This window comes from Paenibacillus dendritiformis, assembly GCF_021654795.1.
Lineage (GTDB): Bacteria > Bacillota > Bacilli > Paenibacillales > Paenibacillaceae > Paenibacillus_B.
Window position 1 is genome coordinate 2741895 of the sequence record NZ_AP025344.1, and the last position, 16607, is coordinate 2758501.

Below are 16607 nucleotides of genomic sequence, written 5' to 3' on the forward strand. Positions count from 1 at the left end.
TAATACGATGATGCCCCCAGCATCCGACGCGGTCGCTTGGATCCCGTAACATCAGGCCATTGAGTAGTCTATGGGGCTTTTTACTTGTGATTGATCTCTTCTCCCGGTAGAGAAAATCGATTTAAAACACTCTAAGAGCCAAAGTTTGGATGACGAAAATGGACCATCTCCACCCCTTCACAAAAAACAGGGGTTTTCCAACAGCCTGACTGATGCAGGATTTTGCTGATTTCCCTCCAATCCCGCGCTCTGCCGCCGCCGTTTTTTTCCGCCTCCATAATCTCTGTTCACCCTTTGCCTCAATCTTTTGCCAATGCCTATAAGATCCTTCATTCATGAGGCCAGCGATACGTTCGTGCCGACGGAGATGGTGCATAAAGGGTATCAAAATTGCCCCCGAGAAGAAGCGATCCATCCCTTTAGCTTTTTGTTGCATCGAAATAGGGTTGTCACCAGCAGCGGTACAGCCAATCATGCGGTTGATCTCGTTCATGATCAGTTCCGGTTCAGCCGATCATGCGGTTGATCTCGTTCGCGATCAGTTCCGGTTCGCTGAATATGACGAGATGGCCGGAATTCGGAGCCTCGACCCAGCGTCCGTTGGCCAAGGCCCCCGCCGTCTGGCGATGGGCCGCGGCGATGGCCGGCCGCACGCTGCGCTCAAGCAGGGACATCTTCGTGCCCGAGATTAAGCTGACCTCCAGATCGCCAAGATCGAGAGGCTGGTCGCGCAGCTTGGCCAACTCATCGTTGAACGGCGCCAGTTCGGCGATCATCGCGCGGGCTGCCTGTACCGTGAAGTCCTCATTGCGGTGATCAGCCGCGACATCCGCGGGCTGAATACGGCCGGCCCGGCTGCCGAGCAGGCGGTAAATTCCGAGCCGGGCCAGCAGCGGCACGAGAACGCGCATCATCGCTTGCCGCTTGCTTCCGGACGGATCGAAGTACATATCGCAGCGCTCGTCGCTCTGATCGACCAGCACGATGCCGCGTATTCGGGAAGGATCAGCGGCTGCCGCGACCCGAACGATAGGACCGCCCCAACTGTGCCCGACCAGGATGAAAGGGCCAGGCCCGAGCGCGCGGAGCAGGCTGTCGAGATCGTCAGCGATTCGGCGAAGCGTCCGCGGGGCCGTATCCGGATCGCTTCGCCCCATGCCTGCGCGGTCGTACACGACAGTACGAGCCCGTTCGGCGACGAGGGGCTGCACAAGACCCCAGACGGATCGGGAAAACCCCATGCCGGATTCGAACACGACCGTCGGGGTGCCGCTCCCGCTAACCATATAATGCAACCGGCGTCCATCCCCAACCGTGTGGAAAAAGCTCTGTCCGTATGTATGTGAACGGGTAGAGTTCATCGTTGTCATCTGCTCGCCTCCCACAATTCGATCGACTGTAATTGAAAATGCTTCTCATTATCGATTATATGAGGGAGAGGCCAAGGCAGCAAGAACTGCTTCGCGCCTTTTTTGCCGTTTCCAATATTATGATCCGAAGTTATACTTAGGGGAGCGGGTGAGGAGGAGGTTATCACGTGAATAGAGAAGCAATTGTTCGCTTGCTCGAGCAAGCCGGATTGGAACCGTATCGAGAGTCGTTAGCATCCTTGATTTTCCCGACTTGCCAACTTCGGCTGCGGCCCGAAGAAGACCGGAATCTGCCGGTCGGATGCAGCAAAGTAGGGGGACACCCCGACTTGCCGGATGATGTGGAGTGGCCGAAGTGGAAGCACTACAATCAGTCTTTTATCGCCCAGCTGAACATGGCCGATCTGCCGCCTGAGCTGGAACTCCCGCAGGAAGGTCTGCTTTCCTTTTTTTATGCGGTCGAGGCGATGTATGAGGACGAAGAATTCTATAACAATCCTGGAACGTGCAGCGTAATCTATTCTGCTCCAGAGCGGTTGGGCGGGTTGCAGCGCACACCTTCACCCGGCGAGCTTGACGAGGGAGCCGTGCTGAGATCGAATCGGATCGACTTCGTTCCGGGTTTATGCGTTCCTGCTGCAGAATCGGCTTATCTGGAGAATCTGGGACTGGGGTGGACGGAAAACAGGGAAGATTTTGAGAAGTATTGGAGCGTGTTTCTTGAGAAGTTAGGCGCGCAATGGCCGCCTGACGATTATATTCATCGTTTGCTCGGCCATCCTGACCAGATTCAAGGAGATATGCAGATCGGTTCCGAGCTGATCGCTGCGGGACTTTCTTATGACAGTTTGCGCGAACCAGCCTCCCGCAGCCGCATGCTGCCATCGGCGTTGCGCTGGCGGCTTCTCTTGCAGATGGATTCCGAAGAAGAGAAGACCGGCGTCATGTGGGGAGATGTCGGACGGATTTATTATTGGATCAGAGAAGAGGATTTGGCGGCGATGCGGTTTGACCGGGTTGTGTGTCAGATGCAATGTGGCTGATCATTCGACCACCGGCAGCATAAGGGGCGCCACATGATAGCGGGGGGAATACATAAGGCTGTATCGTGCGGCGCCAAAGGCAGCCATGTCGGCCGCCGCCGATCGGCAGAGGGGAAGGGAACATGCCTGTAGAGACTATGCTGGAAAAGCATTTTGACGATTATGCGGCTGAACAACAATACAGCGGCACAGTGCTGGTGGCACAGGAAGGCAGGCTTGTATTCGCCAAAGCTTACGGGGAAGCGAATACCGAGCACCAAGTAGCGAATCGCATCGATACGAAATTTTGCATTGCCTCAATTACGAAGCCGATGACGGCGCTGGCCGTTCTCATGCTGATGGAGAGAGGAGCGATAGAACTTCATCGGCGGGCGGCCAACTACTTGCCGGCAAGTCTGGCGATCGACTCGAGCATTACGGTTCACCACCTTCTTACACATACATCGGGCATGCCGGACTTCGAAACTCTTTCCGCTTTCGGGGATCTGGGCAGGCGCGCCTATTCGGATGAGGGACTTTTGGGGCTGGTAGCGCATTTGCCGCTGGAGTTCACGCCGGGAAGCGGGTGGAAATACTCCAATACCGGATATAACCTGCTTGGAGCGATAATAGAACATATGACGGGGATCTCCTACCGCGAATATATGCAGGAACATATTTGGGGACCGCTTGACATGAACGGTACGGACTGTGGCTGCAGCCGCGCCATCGTTCCGGGCTTGGCCCATGGTTATACGCGGAGCAGGGAAGACGGCACGGTGCTGAAAAAAGCTCCCTTCTTTGAAGTGTCTAATTTCAAGGCATCAGGGAATTTATACTCAACCGCGCCCGATTTGCTCCAATGGGATCGATTCTTGCAGATGCGAACCGTTCCTCTCGTCGCGCAAGCCACGTTGGACCTGATGTTCTCGCCCCATGCCTCCGTTGATGCCGCCCGCTCTTACGGATACGGGCTGTCTCTGGATTCGCTCAGCCGCGGCCATGGCGGACATCTCCCGGGATACTGGAGCAAATACCGTTATTATCCGGAGAAGAAGGCCACGGTCATCATGCTGAGCAATCATGATTCTATCGTCGAAGGCGATATCGTAACCCGGACGGCGGAGCTGCTGTGATAGGAAAGGGCGGTAATTCTGATGTCGCAGAGAGCAGACGTAAAAGGCTGCCGAGATCATCTCGACAGCCTTCGCGCCCCGTCGCGGGAATCCCTTCTTTATGAGACAAGCTTTAATCCCGTAACCCCCACAATAATCAGAGCCAAGCTGACAAGGCGGGCCGCGCTTTTGGATTCTCCGAAAAAGATCATATTGATCAGCACGGCGCCGGCGGTTCCGATTCCAATCCAGACCGCATACGCGATACTCAATTGCAAATAGCCGAAGGCCTGATACAGCAGACCGAAGGAGAGGGCGAACCCCCCTGCGAATAGGGCGCCGTTCCGGAGGTTCTTTTCCTGGCTGAACAGCTTCAACCCTACAACACCAACGCTTTCACTTAATGCAGCTAAAGTAACAAATAACCAACCCATTATTGATGACTCCTTTCTTCCGCTTGATTGTCAGCGAGCTTCAAACCAATGACTCCGGCCACAAGCAGCCCGATGAAGACCAATTTGAGGGCGCTCATATTTCCGCCGAACAAGAAGTAATCCATCAAGACCGTCCCGATGGAACCGACACCGGCAAAAATGGCATAGACCGTCCCGGTAGGCAGCCCCTCGCAAGCTTTGGACAGGAAATAAAAATCAACGATAATGACGCCCGCGAGCAAAATCCACTGCCAAACCGCATCTGCCGTGCTAAAGCCAAAAACCCAGACCATCTCTAATAAACAGGTTAAGATGACATACAGCCAATATTTGTTCATCGCACACACTCCTAAATGAATGACATTCAGTCATTTTTTGTTGAAAAGAGGACATACTTTACGGACGCAAAGCATGCTCTAAAAATGTCAGTAATTCAGCCTTTTGAGTGATTTCATTTTGTTGATCGTACGCATCATATAAAAAGACTTGCTCCGCGGCCGATTCGATCAGGCCAAGCACTAATTTGGCCGTACGTGCGGGATCGAGGTTTTCACGAATAAGGCGGCGTTGTTTATTTGTCTCGAACAAAGAAGCGACCAAATCGTACAGCGGCGCATAAATGTTTTCCCATTTGCTCATATTTTCGGTTGTGGAAAGGCCTGCATAGACAAGAACGGATACATCTCGAAATTCACCCGTAACCTGAAAGATGGCATCCACCAATTGACGCAGTTGTTCGGTCAACGGTTCGTCCAGCGAAACTGCGGCTTCAATTTTCTTCATGAATTGAAGAACAATTTGCTCCGCAATGACAGGCATAACCGACAACTTGGAGGGAAAATACAGATAAAACGTTCCCTGAGCGATCTCTGCCTTTTTTACGATGTCTGCGATTTTTGCTTTTTCGATCCCTTTCTCTTTAAAAACTTCGATGGACGCCTGTACGATCTTTTCTCTTTTGTCCATATGCGGTACCTCCCGGCAGAAATGACTGAACGTCATTCATTGTAACAGAAGAAATTACATTAGTCAATGACCCTGCTTAAGCCGTTTTGCAGAGCCACTTCTTATTATTGAAAATTAAAGCATATGACGGAGATTTTATCAATTCATAATGTGAGAAAAACGTTAACGGCGCGGCTTCATGCTGCTGTTGACACTGCTTAGTCTCCAAGGAGAATGCAAGGACTCCCGGACAAATTCAAATTGGAAGACCGAGCTCCTTTCGGCCGCGTTCTTGCGGCGCCACGACACGCTGTGAGTCACTTCCGCCGTCAGGCTGTCACTCGTGTCTTGTTCGCTCTGTCGAGGTTTGCCGTTGCGCTTGTTCTGGGTCGCCAGCCGAAAGCTGGTTCCATTCTCCATCTCATGCAAAAAGAAGTCTACGGCTTCGGGTTCCAGACCATTCGCGACGCTTCGAAGGAGATCGGGGTCCCGGACAGATAGTGCCCCAATGAAAATTTCCGCAAGGATGGCGGGCGATGCCGCATGGAGAAAGGCTTCGCGTTGTCCGGAAGCGGTATGAACCATCAACTGGTGAAATAAATCCGGATTGGCGGAGCGGTGTGTGCTGCTTCCCAAAAAATGAACGCAGAAATGGCCTGAAAATCCATTGCCCGGAATTCCATCTCCTCCATGGGGCATGCCATTCATGGAAGCGGCAATCTTATGTTTATCCGTAACGACGATAATCGCTCTTCGTTTCCAGCTCCATTGGTTATCATAAATTTGCTTCATAATCTTCGTGTCCTCTTTGGTCAGCGGCTGCACGTCGGCATGTCTGCTTCCCGCCCGCCGCTGGACGCGAAACGAGAGCCCTTTTTCCAAATCGATGATGGAGAAAGTGCTTTTTCGCGGGATTAATTGCTGCGCTTCACTCCAAGAGATGCTTTTCCCGTAGTGGCGTTCCTTTAATTCCGCGCAATATGTTTGCAATAGCTGGGCCGCTTTCGGAGCAAGGATTAGCCGTCTGGACTCCGCTGCGCTCCATAAGACGCCGGGCTTCTCCATCCGAAATGCTCTCGCTTGGCCTTTCCGCGAGATTAATAAGTACGTATCGGTGAGCGAAGCCGGGCGTGAGGCCTCTTCCTCCCGGCTCCCCTCCAGAAGTTGGGCGGCTTCCTTCGGGTTAAGAACCTTCTTATGTTCGAACGCGGCGGAAGGCGTGGCGCGCACGCTGATGGAAGCCGTGACTTGCGGCTTGCGTGCCGCATGGACGGCTGTGTCGTGAACGGGCAAGCAAGAAATGATCAGGAAGAATAGGACGATGCGAGTCAACAAAGGATTCATAATCGGGCCTCCATGTCAATGAAATACGCCAAAGCGATAGACAGGGATAGTGTTGTCATTTCTTATCATATTATGTATCTATATTCAGCCGCTGTTCAGGGAAATGTATGGAGGTACATTTCGTGAACTGGGGTGTCCCGATGTGAGTTGGAATACATATGTTCAAATCCTGCTTCTGCTGCACCAGGCCCTGATTCCCGGAAGTCTTCAGATCGGCATGGAGGGACGCGGCGTAGCGACCGTGAATCGTGCCGATTATGTGACGCCGGTCTTTCCGCTGCTGGACGACGAAAAAATAGACCGGTTCCTCGATGATCTTGATAAGAAAATGGTTAAAGCCCCCAGGAACGCCCGGATTGGGGATTACGAGGAGATAATTCCGGAACAGATCGGCTACAAGCTGGATCGCGCCCGTTTTCGAGAGCAATTCTATTCCTTCCTCTATGGGGCGGGTCCGTTATCTATCGAAGCGCCCCGCTTGAAGGTTCATGCCAAGGTTGACAGCGAGCTGCTGGCCCATATTCGCGACAAGAGAATCGGATATTACGTCACGTTCTATAATTCCAGGAACAAAAATCGTTCGCATAATGTTGCCCTGGCCGCGCAAGCGATCAATAACACTGTCGTGTTTCCGGGCGAACATTTCTCGTTCAACCGGGTTGTCGGAATGCGTACCACGGCCAAAGGGTACAGGCAAGCTCCGATTATCGTACGCGGTGAATATTCGGAAGGGATAGGCGGAGGGATCTGCCAGGTATCCTCAACCCTGTTTAATGCCGTGGACCGGGCAGGGCTTGCCGTCAAGCAGCGTTACTCCCACAGCCGGCATGTGCCCTATGTGCCGCCTGGCCGCGATGCTACGGTGAGCTGGGGCGGGCCGGATTTCACCTTTCAGAACCTGTATAATCAACCGGTTCTCATTCGGGCTCATGCCGGCGGGGGCCAAATGACCGTAGCGGTGTATTCTTCCGATGTGATTAATTATCGTCCGCGCGAGGTCCCGGGGACGTCCCGGCGATTGCCTGAAGAGATTTCTCTTGATTTAGAAGCGAACATACATGAATAAAGGAAGAAAAGCATGCCCGCTGATGCAGGCATGCTTTTCCGCTTTTTCACGAAAATGGTTGCATTCTAGCAACCGGTTTTCTATACTTTTGATAAAATGGGAGGGCATCCGCGAAACCGAGCCGGAAATCGCCGCTTCTTGGACATTGGAAGGGAGCCGACAGGATAAAAGGGGATTTGTGCAATTTTTCCCAATAGGGGTTATGATGTCTATTTACATGCCATTCGGGCTTGGGGCACAACTTGGAGCGCGGTCAGCCTCTAACAGGGAGGTACCATATCAAAGAAAAAACGATTTCATGATAAAGGTGCGCCTTCATAGCTTGCTCACTCTAATATGAAAGGAATCGATATTCCATGTTATCTCTGCGTTATTTCCCCATGACAGAGGACTATGCCTCCATCATTGCGAATTGGACTTATGACGAGCCTTATTCTCTTTATAGTATGGACGGGGATGAGGATACCATTGCAGAGTTTATGAACGGGGACTATTTTTATGCCCTGGATAATGAGAATGTCTTAATCGGGTATATCTGTACAGGCAGCTCGGCGCGTGTGCCGGGAGGTTATGATATCGGGATTTATGGCCAGGAAACGTACCTGGATTTTGGCTTGGGCCTGCATCCGGAGTTCACGGGGAAGGGCATGGGAGCCGGTTTTGTAACGAGCAGCCTTGAATTTATCCGCGAACGTTATCAGACCACCGATATTCAATTGGTTGTGGCCGCATTTAATGAACGGGCGATCAAAGTTTATGAGCGCGCCGGGTTTGCCAAGGGCCCCTTATTCCGAAGCAAGGTCGGAGATGGAGAGGTTGAGTTTATGGCGATGAAGCGTTCGATCCAAGCGTAATATGAATTCGAACATTCATTCTATGACAGCTTCATCAGCTTTGATGAGTTGCTGCCGGTCATTCCGGTTCGGCGGGGGACCATGATTGATTGTGATTTTGTAAAAAGCAGGCGTATACTTATATGGGACAAGTACAAATTAAGAAACGTCGTTGTCAAAGGGGGGATCAGCATGAGCATGTTAAAGGAAAAAATTGTACAATCCGCGATCAGGCTTTTCGCGGAAAAAGGATACCAAGCGACGTCCATTCAAGATATCGCCGACGATTGCAGCATTGCGAAAGGCTCCTTATATAAGCATTTTGCCTCAAAAGAAGATTTATATATTCATATCCTTGAGCTGCGGCAGCAAAACATGATGGATGCTGTCGAAAAAATTAAACAAAAAGGGTTGTCGAAAAGAGAAACCTTCCTTGAGGAGATCGCTTGTCAGATCGGCTTTTTCATCGAGCATGGATATTATATATCGCGCGATCATAACGAACTCCCGCCCGCAAATAACGATAAAATAGGAGCCGTCATTAAACAGCTCCAGATCAATATGTTTCGTTACTACCAGGATATTTTGGTCCGTCAGTACGGCTCTATTGTGGAGGGCTGGAAATGGGACGTCACGGCCCTGTTCAACGGAATGATAAGGGAGTATACCTTTCATTTGCTGTTCGGGTACAAGCCGCTGGCGCAGAAAGATGTAGCCTTGTTTATAGCCGGCCGCATGGATGATCTCATCATGGGCTTGAAGCGGCATTCGCCGGCCCCCCTTCTTACGGATGAACTCATGAAGGAATATGCGGATGCGCAATTTGAACCCGAGAACGGCATTCAGGAGATTCGAAGATCTGCCTTGTTCAATACGATATTATCGATCATACCCGATATGTCCGTTCCGAACGCAAGAAAAAAAGATTTATCCGATGTTGCGGCCATGCTGCGGGACGAGCTGGAAAAAGATCAGCCGAGAGGATTTTTAACACAAGCGCTGCTTCGGGATCTGGCGGCGGAGAGGGAGCTCGGATTTTATGTTCACCAGCTCCAGTCACTGATGCCCAATGCAAGCGGGCAGTAAAGGTTTCGTATCCGATCCCGCCCCATTCCCGTGCCGGACCGGCGGTCCGACATCCGGGAGGGGACGTTCTTGAACGGGGATGCATCGATGCCGAGTTCCTGGAATGGTTCTGGAGAGCAGCGGAACCAATCGGGAATAGCGGCATTTTTATTGCCCCTTCCTGCCCGCCAATAAGAGAACCGCGATGAAAAATACGGCTGCCGCACCCGCAAGCATGAAAATATCCGTCAACATATCGGTCAGGCACCCGCCCTGAAAAATATGGAGGCAGGCGTTAATGGCCTTTCCATTGGGCGTGGCGGACTGAACTGTCTTCACAGCGGGCGGAAAAGCATCTTTATCGAAAAAAAGGCCTCCCGAGAAACCGGACTCATATAATACCGATGCGGCAAAGCTGGATATCGCGTCATGATTGTTCGCCGGCAATCCGCAGCACAGAACGAGAGAGCCGAGAGCCAGTCCGTATACGCCAGCTGCATACCGTATGCTTGGGCTGTTTGCCCATTTCACAGGGGAACTCATCCGACGGCCAAGCACAGCGCCCAGGCTTCGCAGGCCATCCGTTATCTTCCTCACACTGTCTTCATGCGAATTCACCAGACTCGACAGTTGCTGCTTGTCCATTGTGACTTTTGTATTTCCGGGGACATGCTGTGCCTTGCCGGCCGCCTCGCTGTCCATGGAATGGAAGATGACCGTCAGCGAGGCCAGAGGTCCCGTCCCGTGCTTCAACTCGTCCTTCGTGCCATAAGGAAGGAGCCTCCCTTGATCCGCAATGGCGACCCGAGAGCAGAGCAGCTCAACCTCCTCCACGCAATGGTTTGAATAAATCGCGGTTTTTCCATTTTCCCGGTTCATCAAGGCAACGCCGATATTTACGCTTCGTTGCATTCCCCCGGAAAACTCGACGATATCCTCTTTTCTGTGGCCGGATAGACCGATCAACTCGAAAACCTCATGCCTCCTTGCTTGCAGCGATCGCCCGTCCAAGCCATGCAGGCGGACGAAAACCTTCAGCTTATTTTCCCTGGCGTTCAAAGGTTCATCCAGAGCAATATCCTGGGGCACGACGATCAAGATATCTCCGCTGCTAGGCTCCAGCACCGCGGAACTCCTGGATACCGTGGGGGATTTCCCGGGGCCGCTCGGCCCCGCAAGCCCCGCTTCCGCTTGCTGCGCATGAAGGGACAACTTGTTGATAATCGTATGACTGCCGTATTTTCCGGTCAGACGGATTCGCTCAAGCATCTATTCATACCTCCTGTTGTCATTTAATTTGCCCTGCAGAAAATATTGTAGAATGATGGCGAGCTCCGCCCAATTCACAAAAGTACTCAATCGCCGCACAACTTTTCCTGTTCTTTCGATGACTTTCGTTATCTATGAAACCTAAAAAAGCCATGATATCATTAAGTGATATGATGGAAAGAACAGGAGAAGGAACAGAAACCATCGTTATTTGCAACTGGTAGTAAGAAAAGCAAAAGGGGCTGGCAATATAAGGAGCTGCAGGAAGCCAATGCCGCGCTGCAGATCTATTCGCCTGCCGTTGAAGAGCTGACCGGAATCCCGGGAAGGCCATGAGTCCCTTGGGCACGTTAAGCCGGAACCTGGAATAGGCACGCCAAGCAATCGACTCCGGGCCGGACCAGACGAAGGAGTTCCTCGCCACGGCCCTTTCCCTATCAAAGGAGGGGCATGGCCTTATTGTGAAAAGCGGTTCATACATTATACATACATAGAATTACGTATTTTCTGCGGAACCTCTCCGCCTCTCCTTGACCGGAATGTTTACCAGGGTGGACAACTCCGACTGTCGACCTTCCGCGATTCGCATCTGTTACCAGGAGTCGGGAATTCGCATGCTACATTTATGCCAACGCTCTGAAAAAGCGGTCCGCTGGCCAAGCCGAACGGCCTATTGGGGATGGAACGGCGGCCTGCCGCTCCCGGAGGACAACTTCAATGGAGTTCCGGCAAGGGATTTACTACTGTTGTCCGCCCTCCTCCGCAGCCTGAGCAGGCGGGGGGAAGCAGCGGGCGGCACGCATGAATGAAGGGGGACGCTATGATCAAGGTAATGATTGCAGATGACCAGGAAATCGTTCGGGAAGGGCTTAAAATGATACTGAGCATGTATGAGGAGGTCTCGGTCATCGGCGAAGTGCCAAACGGCAAGGTGTTGTTGGAACAGCTTGAAGTGACGACGCCTGATGTGATCCTCATGGACATCAGAATGCCGGTGATGGACGGGATTACGGCTGCCCAATTGGTGAAGGAGCAGCATCCGAAGGTCAAGATTATCATTCTGACCACCTTCAATGAAGATGAATATATTATCCAAGGGTTGAAGAACGGGGTGGAAGGATATATTTTAAAAGATTCCGGTTCTGCCGACATTTTAAACGCGATTAAAACGGTATATTCCGGCAGCGTGCTTCTCAATCCGAAGGTGACCGAACGCATGGTAGAAGCTATCTCCTCCGGACGGGACAACTCTATGCCGCCTCGTCCGGAGGCTCCCGTGCCGGACAAGCTGGGGCTTCTTACCCCGAGAGAGGCGGAAGTCGCCCGGCATATCCTGTCCGGCAGCAGCAATAAGGAGATCGCTCAAGCTCTGTTCGTCACGGAGGGAACGGTTAAAAATTATGTATCCCGAATACTGGACAAGCTCGAATGCAGGAACCGGACGGAGCTCGTGCTATACTTGAGCAAGCTGGGCCGATTGTAACGTGAGCATGTCAATGCCGTGCGATCCATGACGTACTATTTGCCATCCTTGGCTTCGGCCTCTTGATGTTTTGGTTTTCTGAGAAAAAGGCTTGAAATCAAACCTGCCCCGGCTATACACGCAGCCAGAAAAAACGTCTCCCCGAAAGATTCCGCGCTGGCTTGCAGTATCGTCATTTCTGCGGTGGGCCGGGCCATGTTCACCGTCATGCGCGAAGCGAAATATCCGGTAAACCCGGCAATGGCGAACGAAGAGACGACTTGCTGAGAAGCGCTGGTAAGCGGTGTAACCCTGCCGACAAGGTCTCGGGGAGTTGCATTCAATACATGAGTGTTCAAAGCCATCATGGACAGGCCCATCCCGGAACCTAGCAAAAACAGCGCGCTCATAATGATCGCTAACGAGGTGTCCGGCGTAAGGCATGACATGGTGAACAGCGCGCCCGTGATCAGCGTCATGCCAACCAGGAGAGGGGGACGCGCTCCAACCTTGTCAAAAATTTTGCCCGCAATAGGCATACAGATCATGGAGCCCAGTGCCTGCGGCAGCATGATTAGCCCCGTCTCCAGCGGCGTATATTGTTTCATTTGCTGAAGCAGAAGCGGAAATAACAAAACGGTCCCAAATAGGGCGGTCTGCATCACCCATGAGATGACAATGCCGCGGGTAAAGTCCGCAGACCGGAAAACGCGGAGCTCCAGCAAGGGTTGTCGATGACGCAAGCAAGAGATGACAAAGAGAATCAGAGAAAGCCCTCCAATAACCAGGCCGGTTAACGTTCTCCCAGAGGTCCAGCTTACCCCGCCCTCGCTAACTCCGAAGGTAATCATGGAAAAAGCGAGCGGTCCAAGGATCATCCCCTTCATGTCCAGAGAAGGGGCCTGCATGCTTGGAGAGGAAGGCAGCCATTTCCGCCCAATCACAATTCCCGCTATTCCAATTGGTAGATTAATAAGAAAAATCCACTGCCAGGTTACATATTCCACCAGCCACCCGGACAAGACCGGACCCAGGGCCGGGGCAAGCAGCATCGGAATCCCGAACATGCCTATGACAGAACCTCGTTGGCTGGCCGGCGCAAGACGGTAGACCATCGCCATCCCGATAGGCGAGACCATTCCGCCTCCAATCCCCTGAAGCACCCGAAAAAAGATCAATTGCTCGGTAGTCTGCGCGAACGCGCACAGGATAGATCCGGCCGTGAACAACCCTATAGAAGCCAGGAACACCCGCTTGGCTTGAAATTGATCCGACATCCAGCCTGCGAGCGGGATTACCGCTGACAATGCAAGCGTATATGCCGTCACCGACCATTGAATAGATTGAAGTGAAGCATCAAAGTAATCTACGAGTGTCGGAATGGCAACATTGACGACGGTGCTGTCTAGTATAACCATAAAAGTTCCAATGATGACGGCAAGAAGAGGCGCGAATAACTGTTTGAGCGAGACTTCACCGCCCTGGAGAGAAGGAGGTGCTGCAGATTGGTTGTTGTGCATAACGTTAAGACCTGCTTTCTAAGTAATGTGGAATGTTGAAGGAAACTGATAAGGTGCAGGAACATGGAGGGGCTTCTTGCTCCCATATGGAAAACAAATAGTTTTCAATAAAACCAATCAGTCACTTTCTGTAGTATAAATAATAGCGATGAGAATCAGAGATGTCAACGGCTGCTCATTTTTTGCCTTGGCCTCAAAAAGAAAATCATAGAAACCGAAGTCCAGCCATATAATTTGACCATTGGTGCATTTAGGGTCCCATGGCGAACATTGGAATACAACGGCAGGCAAGGCCTTAGAGATTGAGTGCAGAAGCAAGCTAGCAGCATCTGGGAACAGGGGGAAGGTAAGTGATGCCACAGCAACTTCACTATGCCGTCGCCATTGTCGGAGCAGGCAGCGCCGGATTGTCGGTTGCGGCCCGTTTGCTGCGCGCGTCGGCCGAACTGCACGGCTCCGTCGTGCTCGTCGATCCGCAGGCCAAGCATTACTATCAGCCCTTGTGGACGCTTGTCGGCGGCGGAGTCGTGCGCAAGGAGGTGACGGAGCGCGATCAGCAATCGCTTATCCCGAAGGGAGCCGATTGGCTGCGGGAAGCGGTCGCGCATTTCCGTCCGGACGAGAATCGCATCGTTACAAGCAACGGCACCGTCATTCGGTATGATGTGCTCGTCGTCGCGGCGGGCATCCAGGTGGATTGGGATCGGATTAAGGGGCTGAAGGAGTGCATCGGGCGCGAAGGCGTGTGCAGCAACTACGATTACCGCTATGTGGACAGCACTTGGCGCTCGATCCGTGAATTCCGCGGCGGCACCGCGATTTTCACGCAGCCGAACACGCCTATCAAGTGCGGCGGCGCGCCCCAGAAAATCATGTATTTGGCCGATGACGCATTCCGGCGCGCGGGGGTAAGGGAGAAGACCGATATTATCTTTGCGTCCGGCAATGCGTCGATTTTCGCTGTGCCGAAGTATGCCGCGGCGCTCGACAAGGTGGTGGAACGCAAGGGCATCACGGCCAAATACAAGCGCAATCTGGTCGAGATTGACTCCGCCAAGCGGGTAGCGGTCTTCGAGCATGTGGACACGAAGGAGCGGGAGACGCTCCGGTACGATATGATTCATGTCGTGCCGCCGATGTCCGCCCCGTCCTTCATCCGGGACAGTCCGCTTGCCGGTCCGGGCGGGTGGGCCGAGGTCGACAAGCATACGATGCAGCATGTCCGGTTCGCGAACGTGTTCGCTCTGGGCGATTGCAGCAATCTGCCGACCTCGAAGACAGGCGCGGCCATTCGGAAGCAAGCTCCGGCGGCGGCGCGCAATGTGTTGAACGTGCTGGCGGGGCGGCCGCTCGATGCAAGCTACGACGGGTATACATCGTGCCCCCTCGTAACGGGGTACAACCGGCTTATTCTGGCGGAGTTCGATTATGATTTGAAGCCGCGTGAGACGTTCCCCTTCGACCAGTCGAAGGAGCGTTGCAGCATGTATGTGCTGAAGAAGGATCTGCTGCCGAAGCTGTACTGGCACGGCATGCTGAAGGGGCGGATGTAGCCGCCGGATCGAATGTCATCAGGACAGATAGAAAACGGAAGGTTGAATATGTTCAGAGAAAGGGGAGAGCGGCATTTATGCTGCTGCGCTATTTTTATGATGAGAAGCTGGCTCACGCCTCGTATCTCGTAGGCTGCCAAGCGACGGGGGAAGCGATCGTGATCGATCCCGCCCGCGATGTTGTTCCGTATATCCGGACGGCCCAGGCCGAGGGGCTGATGGTCGTGGCCGCGGCCGAGACGCATATCCACGCCGACTTCGTATCGGGCGCCCGCGAGCTCGGAGAAGAGCATGGGGCGACCCTATACGTATCGGACGAAGGCGGACCGGATTGGTCTTACGTTTACGTGAACGGCGGGGAGGACGGGGCAGCGATCAAGCATCGGCTGGTTCGGGACGGGGATCGGTTCCTGGTGGGCCGGCTCGAGTTCGAGGTGCTGCATACGCCGGGACATACGCCCGAGAGCGTGTCGTTCCTGCTGACGGACCGGGGCGGAGGCGCCGATAGCCCGATGGGCATCTTCACGGGCGACTTCGTCTTCGTTGGCGATATTGGCCGCCCGGATCTGCTGGAGAAGGCGGTGGGTCTGGCAGGCACCGCCGCGGAGGGAGCAAGGCAAATGTACCGCTCCCTGCAGCGCTTCAAGCAGCTGCCTGACTATGTGCAGGTGTGGCCGGCCCACGGAGCAGGCAGCGCCTGCGGCAAGGCGCTTGGCGCGATCCCGTCCTCGACGGCCGGCTACGAGAAGCGATTCAATTGGGCCTTATCCATGGAGGACGAGTCGGCCTTCACCGCCGCGTTGTTGGCGGGACAGCCCGAGCCTCCAACCTATTTTCCCCGCATGAAGCGGGTGAACCGCGATGGTCCGGCGCTGCTCTCCCGGCTTCCCGCACCGGAGTGGATTGAGGGGACACTCGCGGCGGTCTCCGATCTTGCGGAGGAAGGGGCGGTTGTGATCGATACGCGGCCTAGCGCGGAGTTTGCGTCCGGGCATGTGAAGGGAACGCTCAACCTGCCGTACAACCGTTCCTTCACGACCTGGGCCGGATGGCTCGTCGATGACGAACGGCCGCTCTACGTGATGGGGGAAGCGGATCAGCTGCCCGAGATTGTCCGCGACATGCGGTCCATCGGCATCGACCGGATCGCGGGCACGATCGAGGCTTCCGCGCTGTGGAGCGGCATCGATCCGGCGGCGTCGGGCCTGGAATCCTATCGCGAAGTGGCGCCGGCGGATATCGCCGATCAGGTTCTCGCCGGGGAGGTCGCGGTGGTGGACGTGCGCTCCGGGGCGGAATGGGAGGAAGGCCGCATTCCGGGGGCCAGTCATGTTCTGCTCGGCACCCTTCCGGGCCGCATTCGCGAGGTGCCCGCAGGCAAGCCGGTGCTAGCCCAATGCCGGACAGGGGCGCGTTCGGCGATTGCGGCCAGCATTCTGCAGGCGCAAGGCTGCAAGCATGTCATGAATTTGCAGGGGGGCATCGTCCGATGGCGTGAGGAAGGATTCCCTATCCTGAAGTAAAGACCGGTTCTGCTGAGCGGCTCTTCAATCAGGCTGCAATGGCCTGTGGAGAGCCGCTTTTTGGCGTTTCCATTATCGGCGGAGCT

17 protein-coding genes are annotated in these 16607 nt (G+C 53.8%); 9 read left to right on the plus strand and 8 right to left on the minus strand.

The window, feature by feature from the left end:
- Nucleotides 1-121: 121 nt before the first annotated feature.
- Entirely contained in the window at nt 122-493 is a 372-nt protein-coding gene (locus tag L6439_RS12055) for a hypothetical protein (RefSeq protein WP_213471207.1), read from the minus strand.
- 13 nt (nt 494-506) lie between these two features.
- Nucleotides 507-1370, minus strand: a complete 864-nt coding sequence (locus tag L6439_RS12060) for an alpha/beta fold hydrolase (RefSeq protein WP_237096835.1) — start codon at nt 1368-1370, stop codon at nt 507-509.
- A 329-nt stretch (nt 1371-1699) separates the two neighbouring features.
- Between L6439_RS12060 and L6439_RS12065 the strand changes: the two genes are divergently transcribed.
- Both L6439_RS12065 and L6439_RS12070 read left to right on the plus strand, forming a co-directional pair.
- A complete protein-coding gene (locus L6439_RS12065) occupies nt 1700-2413 on the plus strand; it encodes a YwqG family protein (protein WP_237096836.1) in 714 nt (237 codons plus the stop codon).
- Nucleotides 2414-2535: 122 nt separating this feature from the next.
- A complete protein-coding gene (locus L6439_RS12070; protein ID WP_213471205.1) occupies nt 2536-3528 on the plus strand; it encodes a serine hydrolase domain-containing protein in 993 nt (330 codons plus the stop codon).
- A gap of 98 nt (nt 3529-3626) precedes the next feature.
- On the opposite strand, the gene L6439_RS12075 is transcribed toward L6439_RS12070, so the two are convergent.
- From L6439_RS12075 to L6439_RS12090, 4 genes are all read right to left on the minus strand, one after another.
- The gene (locus L6439_RS12075) at nt 3627-3941 is read right to left on the minus strand and encodes a DMT family transporter (RefSeq protein WP_213471204.1); all 315 of its coding nucleotides are present in this window, start codon (nt 3939-3941) and stop codon (nt 3627-3629) included.
- Nucleotides 3941-4279 (minus strand): DMT family transporter, encoded by a 339-nt coding sequence (locus L6439_RS12080; protein WP_168182953.1) that lies wholly within the window; start codon nt 4277-4279, stop codon nt 3941-3943. Before L6439_RS12080 ends, L6439_RS12075 begins: the two co-directional genes overlap by 1 nt.
- Before the next feature lie 58 nt (nt 4280-4337).
- A complete protein-coding gene (locus L6439_RS12085) occupies nt 4338-4907 on the minus strand; it encodes a TetR/AcrR family transcriptional regulator (protein ID WP_213471203.1) in 570 nt (189 codons plus the stop codon).
- 162 nt (nt 4908-5069) lie between these two features.
- A complete protein-coding gene (locus L6439_RS12090; RefSeq protein WP_213471202.1) occupies nt 5070-6230 on the minus strand; it encodes a hypothetical protein in 1161 nt (386 codons plus the stop codon).
- Nucleotides 6231-6447: 217 nt separating this feature from the next.
- Between L6439_RS12090 and L6439_RS12095 the strand changes: the two genes are divergently transcribed.
- The 3 genes from L6439_RS12095 to L6439_RS12105 all read left to right on the plus strand — a co-directional run bounded on the left by L6439_RS12095 (nt 6448) and on the right by L6439_RS12105 (nt 9215).
- On the plus strand, nt 6448-7296 hold the full coding sequence (locus tag L6439_RS12095; protein ID WP_237096908.1) for a VanW family protein: 849 nt from the start codon (nt 6448-6450) through the stop codon (nt 7294-7296).
- 356 nt (nt 7297-7652) lie between these two features.
- Nucleotides 7653-8150: a GNAT family N-acetyltransferase gene (locus L6439_RS12100; RefSeq protein ID WP_168182955.1), complete on the plus strand. Its 498-nt coding sequence runs from the start codon at nt 7653-7655 to the stop codon at nt 8148-8150.
- 171 nt (nt 8151-8321) lie between these two features.
- Nucleotides 8322-9215 carry a TetR/AcrR family transcriptional regulator gene (locus L6439_RS12105; RefSeq protein WP_213471201.1) on the plus strand — a complete coding sequence of 298 codons (894 nt, stop codon included), beginning with the start codon at nt 8322-8324 and terminating at the stop codon, nt 9213-9215.
- A gap of 147 nt (nt 9216-9362) precedes the next feature.
- Here the strand turns inward: L6439_RS12105 and L6439_RS12110 are convergent, their stop codons facing one another.
- On the minus strand, nt 9363-10463 hold the full coding sequence (locus L6439_RS12110; RefSeq protein WP_213471200.1) for an ATP-binding cassette domain-containing protein: 1101 nt from the start codon (nt 10461-10463) through the stop codon (nt 9363-9365).
- A 614-nt stretch (nt 10464-11077) separates the two neighbouring features.
- On the opposite strand from L6439_RS12110, the gene L6439_RS12115 reads away from it, so the two are divergent.
- Together L6439_RS12115 and L6439_RS12120 are read left to right on the plus strand one after the other, a co-directional pair.
- The gene (locus L6439_RS12115) at nt 11078-11272 is read left to right on the plus strand and encodes a hypothetical protein (protein WP_213471199.1); all 195 of its coding nucleotides are present in this window, start codon (nt 11078-11080) and stop codon (nt 11270-11272) included.
- A gap of 14 nt (nt 11273-11286) precedes the next feature.
- Nucleotides 11287-11946 (plus strand): response regulator transcription factor, encoded by a 660-nt coding sequence (locus L6439_RS12120; protein WP_213471233.1) that lies wholly within the window; start codon nt 11287-11289, stop codon nt 11944-11946.
- A 35-nt stretch (nt 11947-11981) separates the two neighbouring features.
- Here the strand turns inward: L6439_RS12120 and L6439_RS12125 are convergent, their stop codons facing one another.
- A complete protein-coding gene (locus L6439_RS12125) occupies nt 11982-13445 on the minus strand; it encodes a DHA2 family efflux MFS transporter permease subunit (RefSeq protein WP_213471198.1) in 1464 nt (487 codons plus the stop codon).
- A 353-nt stretch (nt 13446-13798) separates the two neighbouring features.
- Here L6439_RS12125 and L6439_RS12130 point away from each other — a divergent pair, with 353 nt between their 5' ends.
- Together L6439_RS12130 and L6439_RS12135 are read left to right on the plus strand one after the other, a co-directional pair.
- On the plus strand, nt 13799-14998 hold the full coding sequence (locus tag L6439_RS12130) for an FAD/NAD(P)-binding oxidoreductase (RefSeq protein ID WP_168182965.1): 1200 nt from the start codon (nt 13799-13801) through the stop codon (nt 14996-14998).
- A 77-nt stretch (nt 14999-15075) separates the two neighbouring features.
- Nucleotides 15076-16521 carry an MBL fold metallo-hydrolase gene (locus L6439_RS12135; protein WP_168182961.1) on the plus strand — a complete coding sequence of 482 codons (1446 nt, stop codon included), beginning with the start codon at nt 15076-15078 and terminating at the stop codon, nt 16519-16521.
- Nucleotides 16522-16607 lie beyond the last annotated feature (86 nt).

What these genes read in the sequence shown, in the direction of transcription:
- L6439_RS12110 (WP_213471200.1), bottom strand. Translation starts at nt 10,463, where the DNA reads ATGCTTGAGCGAATCCGTCTGACCGGAAAATACGGCAGTCATACGATT.
- L6439_RS12090 (WP_213471202.1), bottom strand. Translation starts at nt 6,230, where the DNA reads ATGAATCCTTTGTTGACTCGCATCGTCCTATTCTTCCTGATCATTTCT.
- L6439_RS12115 (WP_213471199.1), top strand. Translation starts at nt 11,078, where the DNA reads ATGCTACATTTATGCCAACGCTCTGAAAAAGCGGTCCGCTGGCCAAGC.
- L6439_RS12135 (WP_168182961.1), top strand. Translation starts at nt 15,076, where the DNA reads ATGCTGCTGCGCTATTTTTATGATGAGAAGCTGGCTCACGCCTCGTAT.
- L6439_RS12085 (WP_213471203.1), bottom strand. Translation starts at nt 4,907, where the DNA reads ATGGACAAAAGAGAAAAGATCGTACAGGCGTCCATCGAAGTTTTTAAA.
- L6439_RS12100 (WP_168182955.1), top strand. Translation starts at nt 7,653, where the DNA reads ATGTTATCTCTGCGTTATTTCCCCATGACAGAGGACTATGCCTCCATC.
- L6439_RS12070 (WP_213471205.1), top strand. Translation starts at nt 2,536, where the DNA reads ATGCCTGTAGAGACTATGCTGGAAAAGCATTTTGACGATTATGCGGCT.
- L6439_RS12080 (WP_168182953.1), bottom strand. Translation starts at nt 4,279, where the DNA reads ATGAACAAATATTGGCTGTATGTCATCTTAACCTGTTTATTAGAGATG.
- L6439_RS12105 (WP_213471201.1), top strand. Translation starts at nt 8,322, where the DNA reads ATGAGCATGTTAAAGGAAAAAATTGTACAATCCGCGATCAGGCTTTTC.
- L6439_RS12055 (WP_213471207.1), bottom strand. Translation starts at nt 493, where the DNA reads ATGAACGAGATCAACCGCATGATTGGCTGTACCGCTGCTGGTGACAAC.
- L6439_RS12130 (WP_168182965.1), top strand. Translation starts at nt 13,799, where the DNA reads ATGCCACAGCAACTTCACTATGCCGTCGCCATTGTCGGAGCAGGCAGC.
- L6439_RS12060 (WP_237096835.1), bottom strand. Translation starts at nt 1,370, where the DNA reads ATGACAACGATGAACTCTACCCGTTCACATACATACGGACAGAGCTTT.
- L6439_RS12075 (WP_213471204.1), bottom strand. Translation starts at nt 3,941, where the DNA reads ATGGGTTGGTTATTTGTTACTTTAGCTGCATTAAGTGAAAGCGTTGGT.
- L6439_RS12125 (WP_213471198.1), bottom strand. Translation starts at nt 13,445, where the DNA reads ATGCACAACAACCAATCTGCAGCACCTCCTTCTCTCCAGGGCGGTGAA.
- L6439_RS12095 (WP_237096908.1), top strand. Translation starts at nt 6,448, where the DNA reads ATGGAGGGACGCGGCGTAGCGACCGTGAATCGTGCCGATTATGTGACG.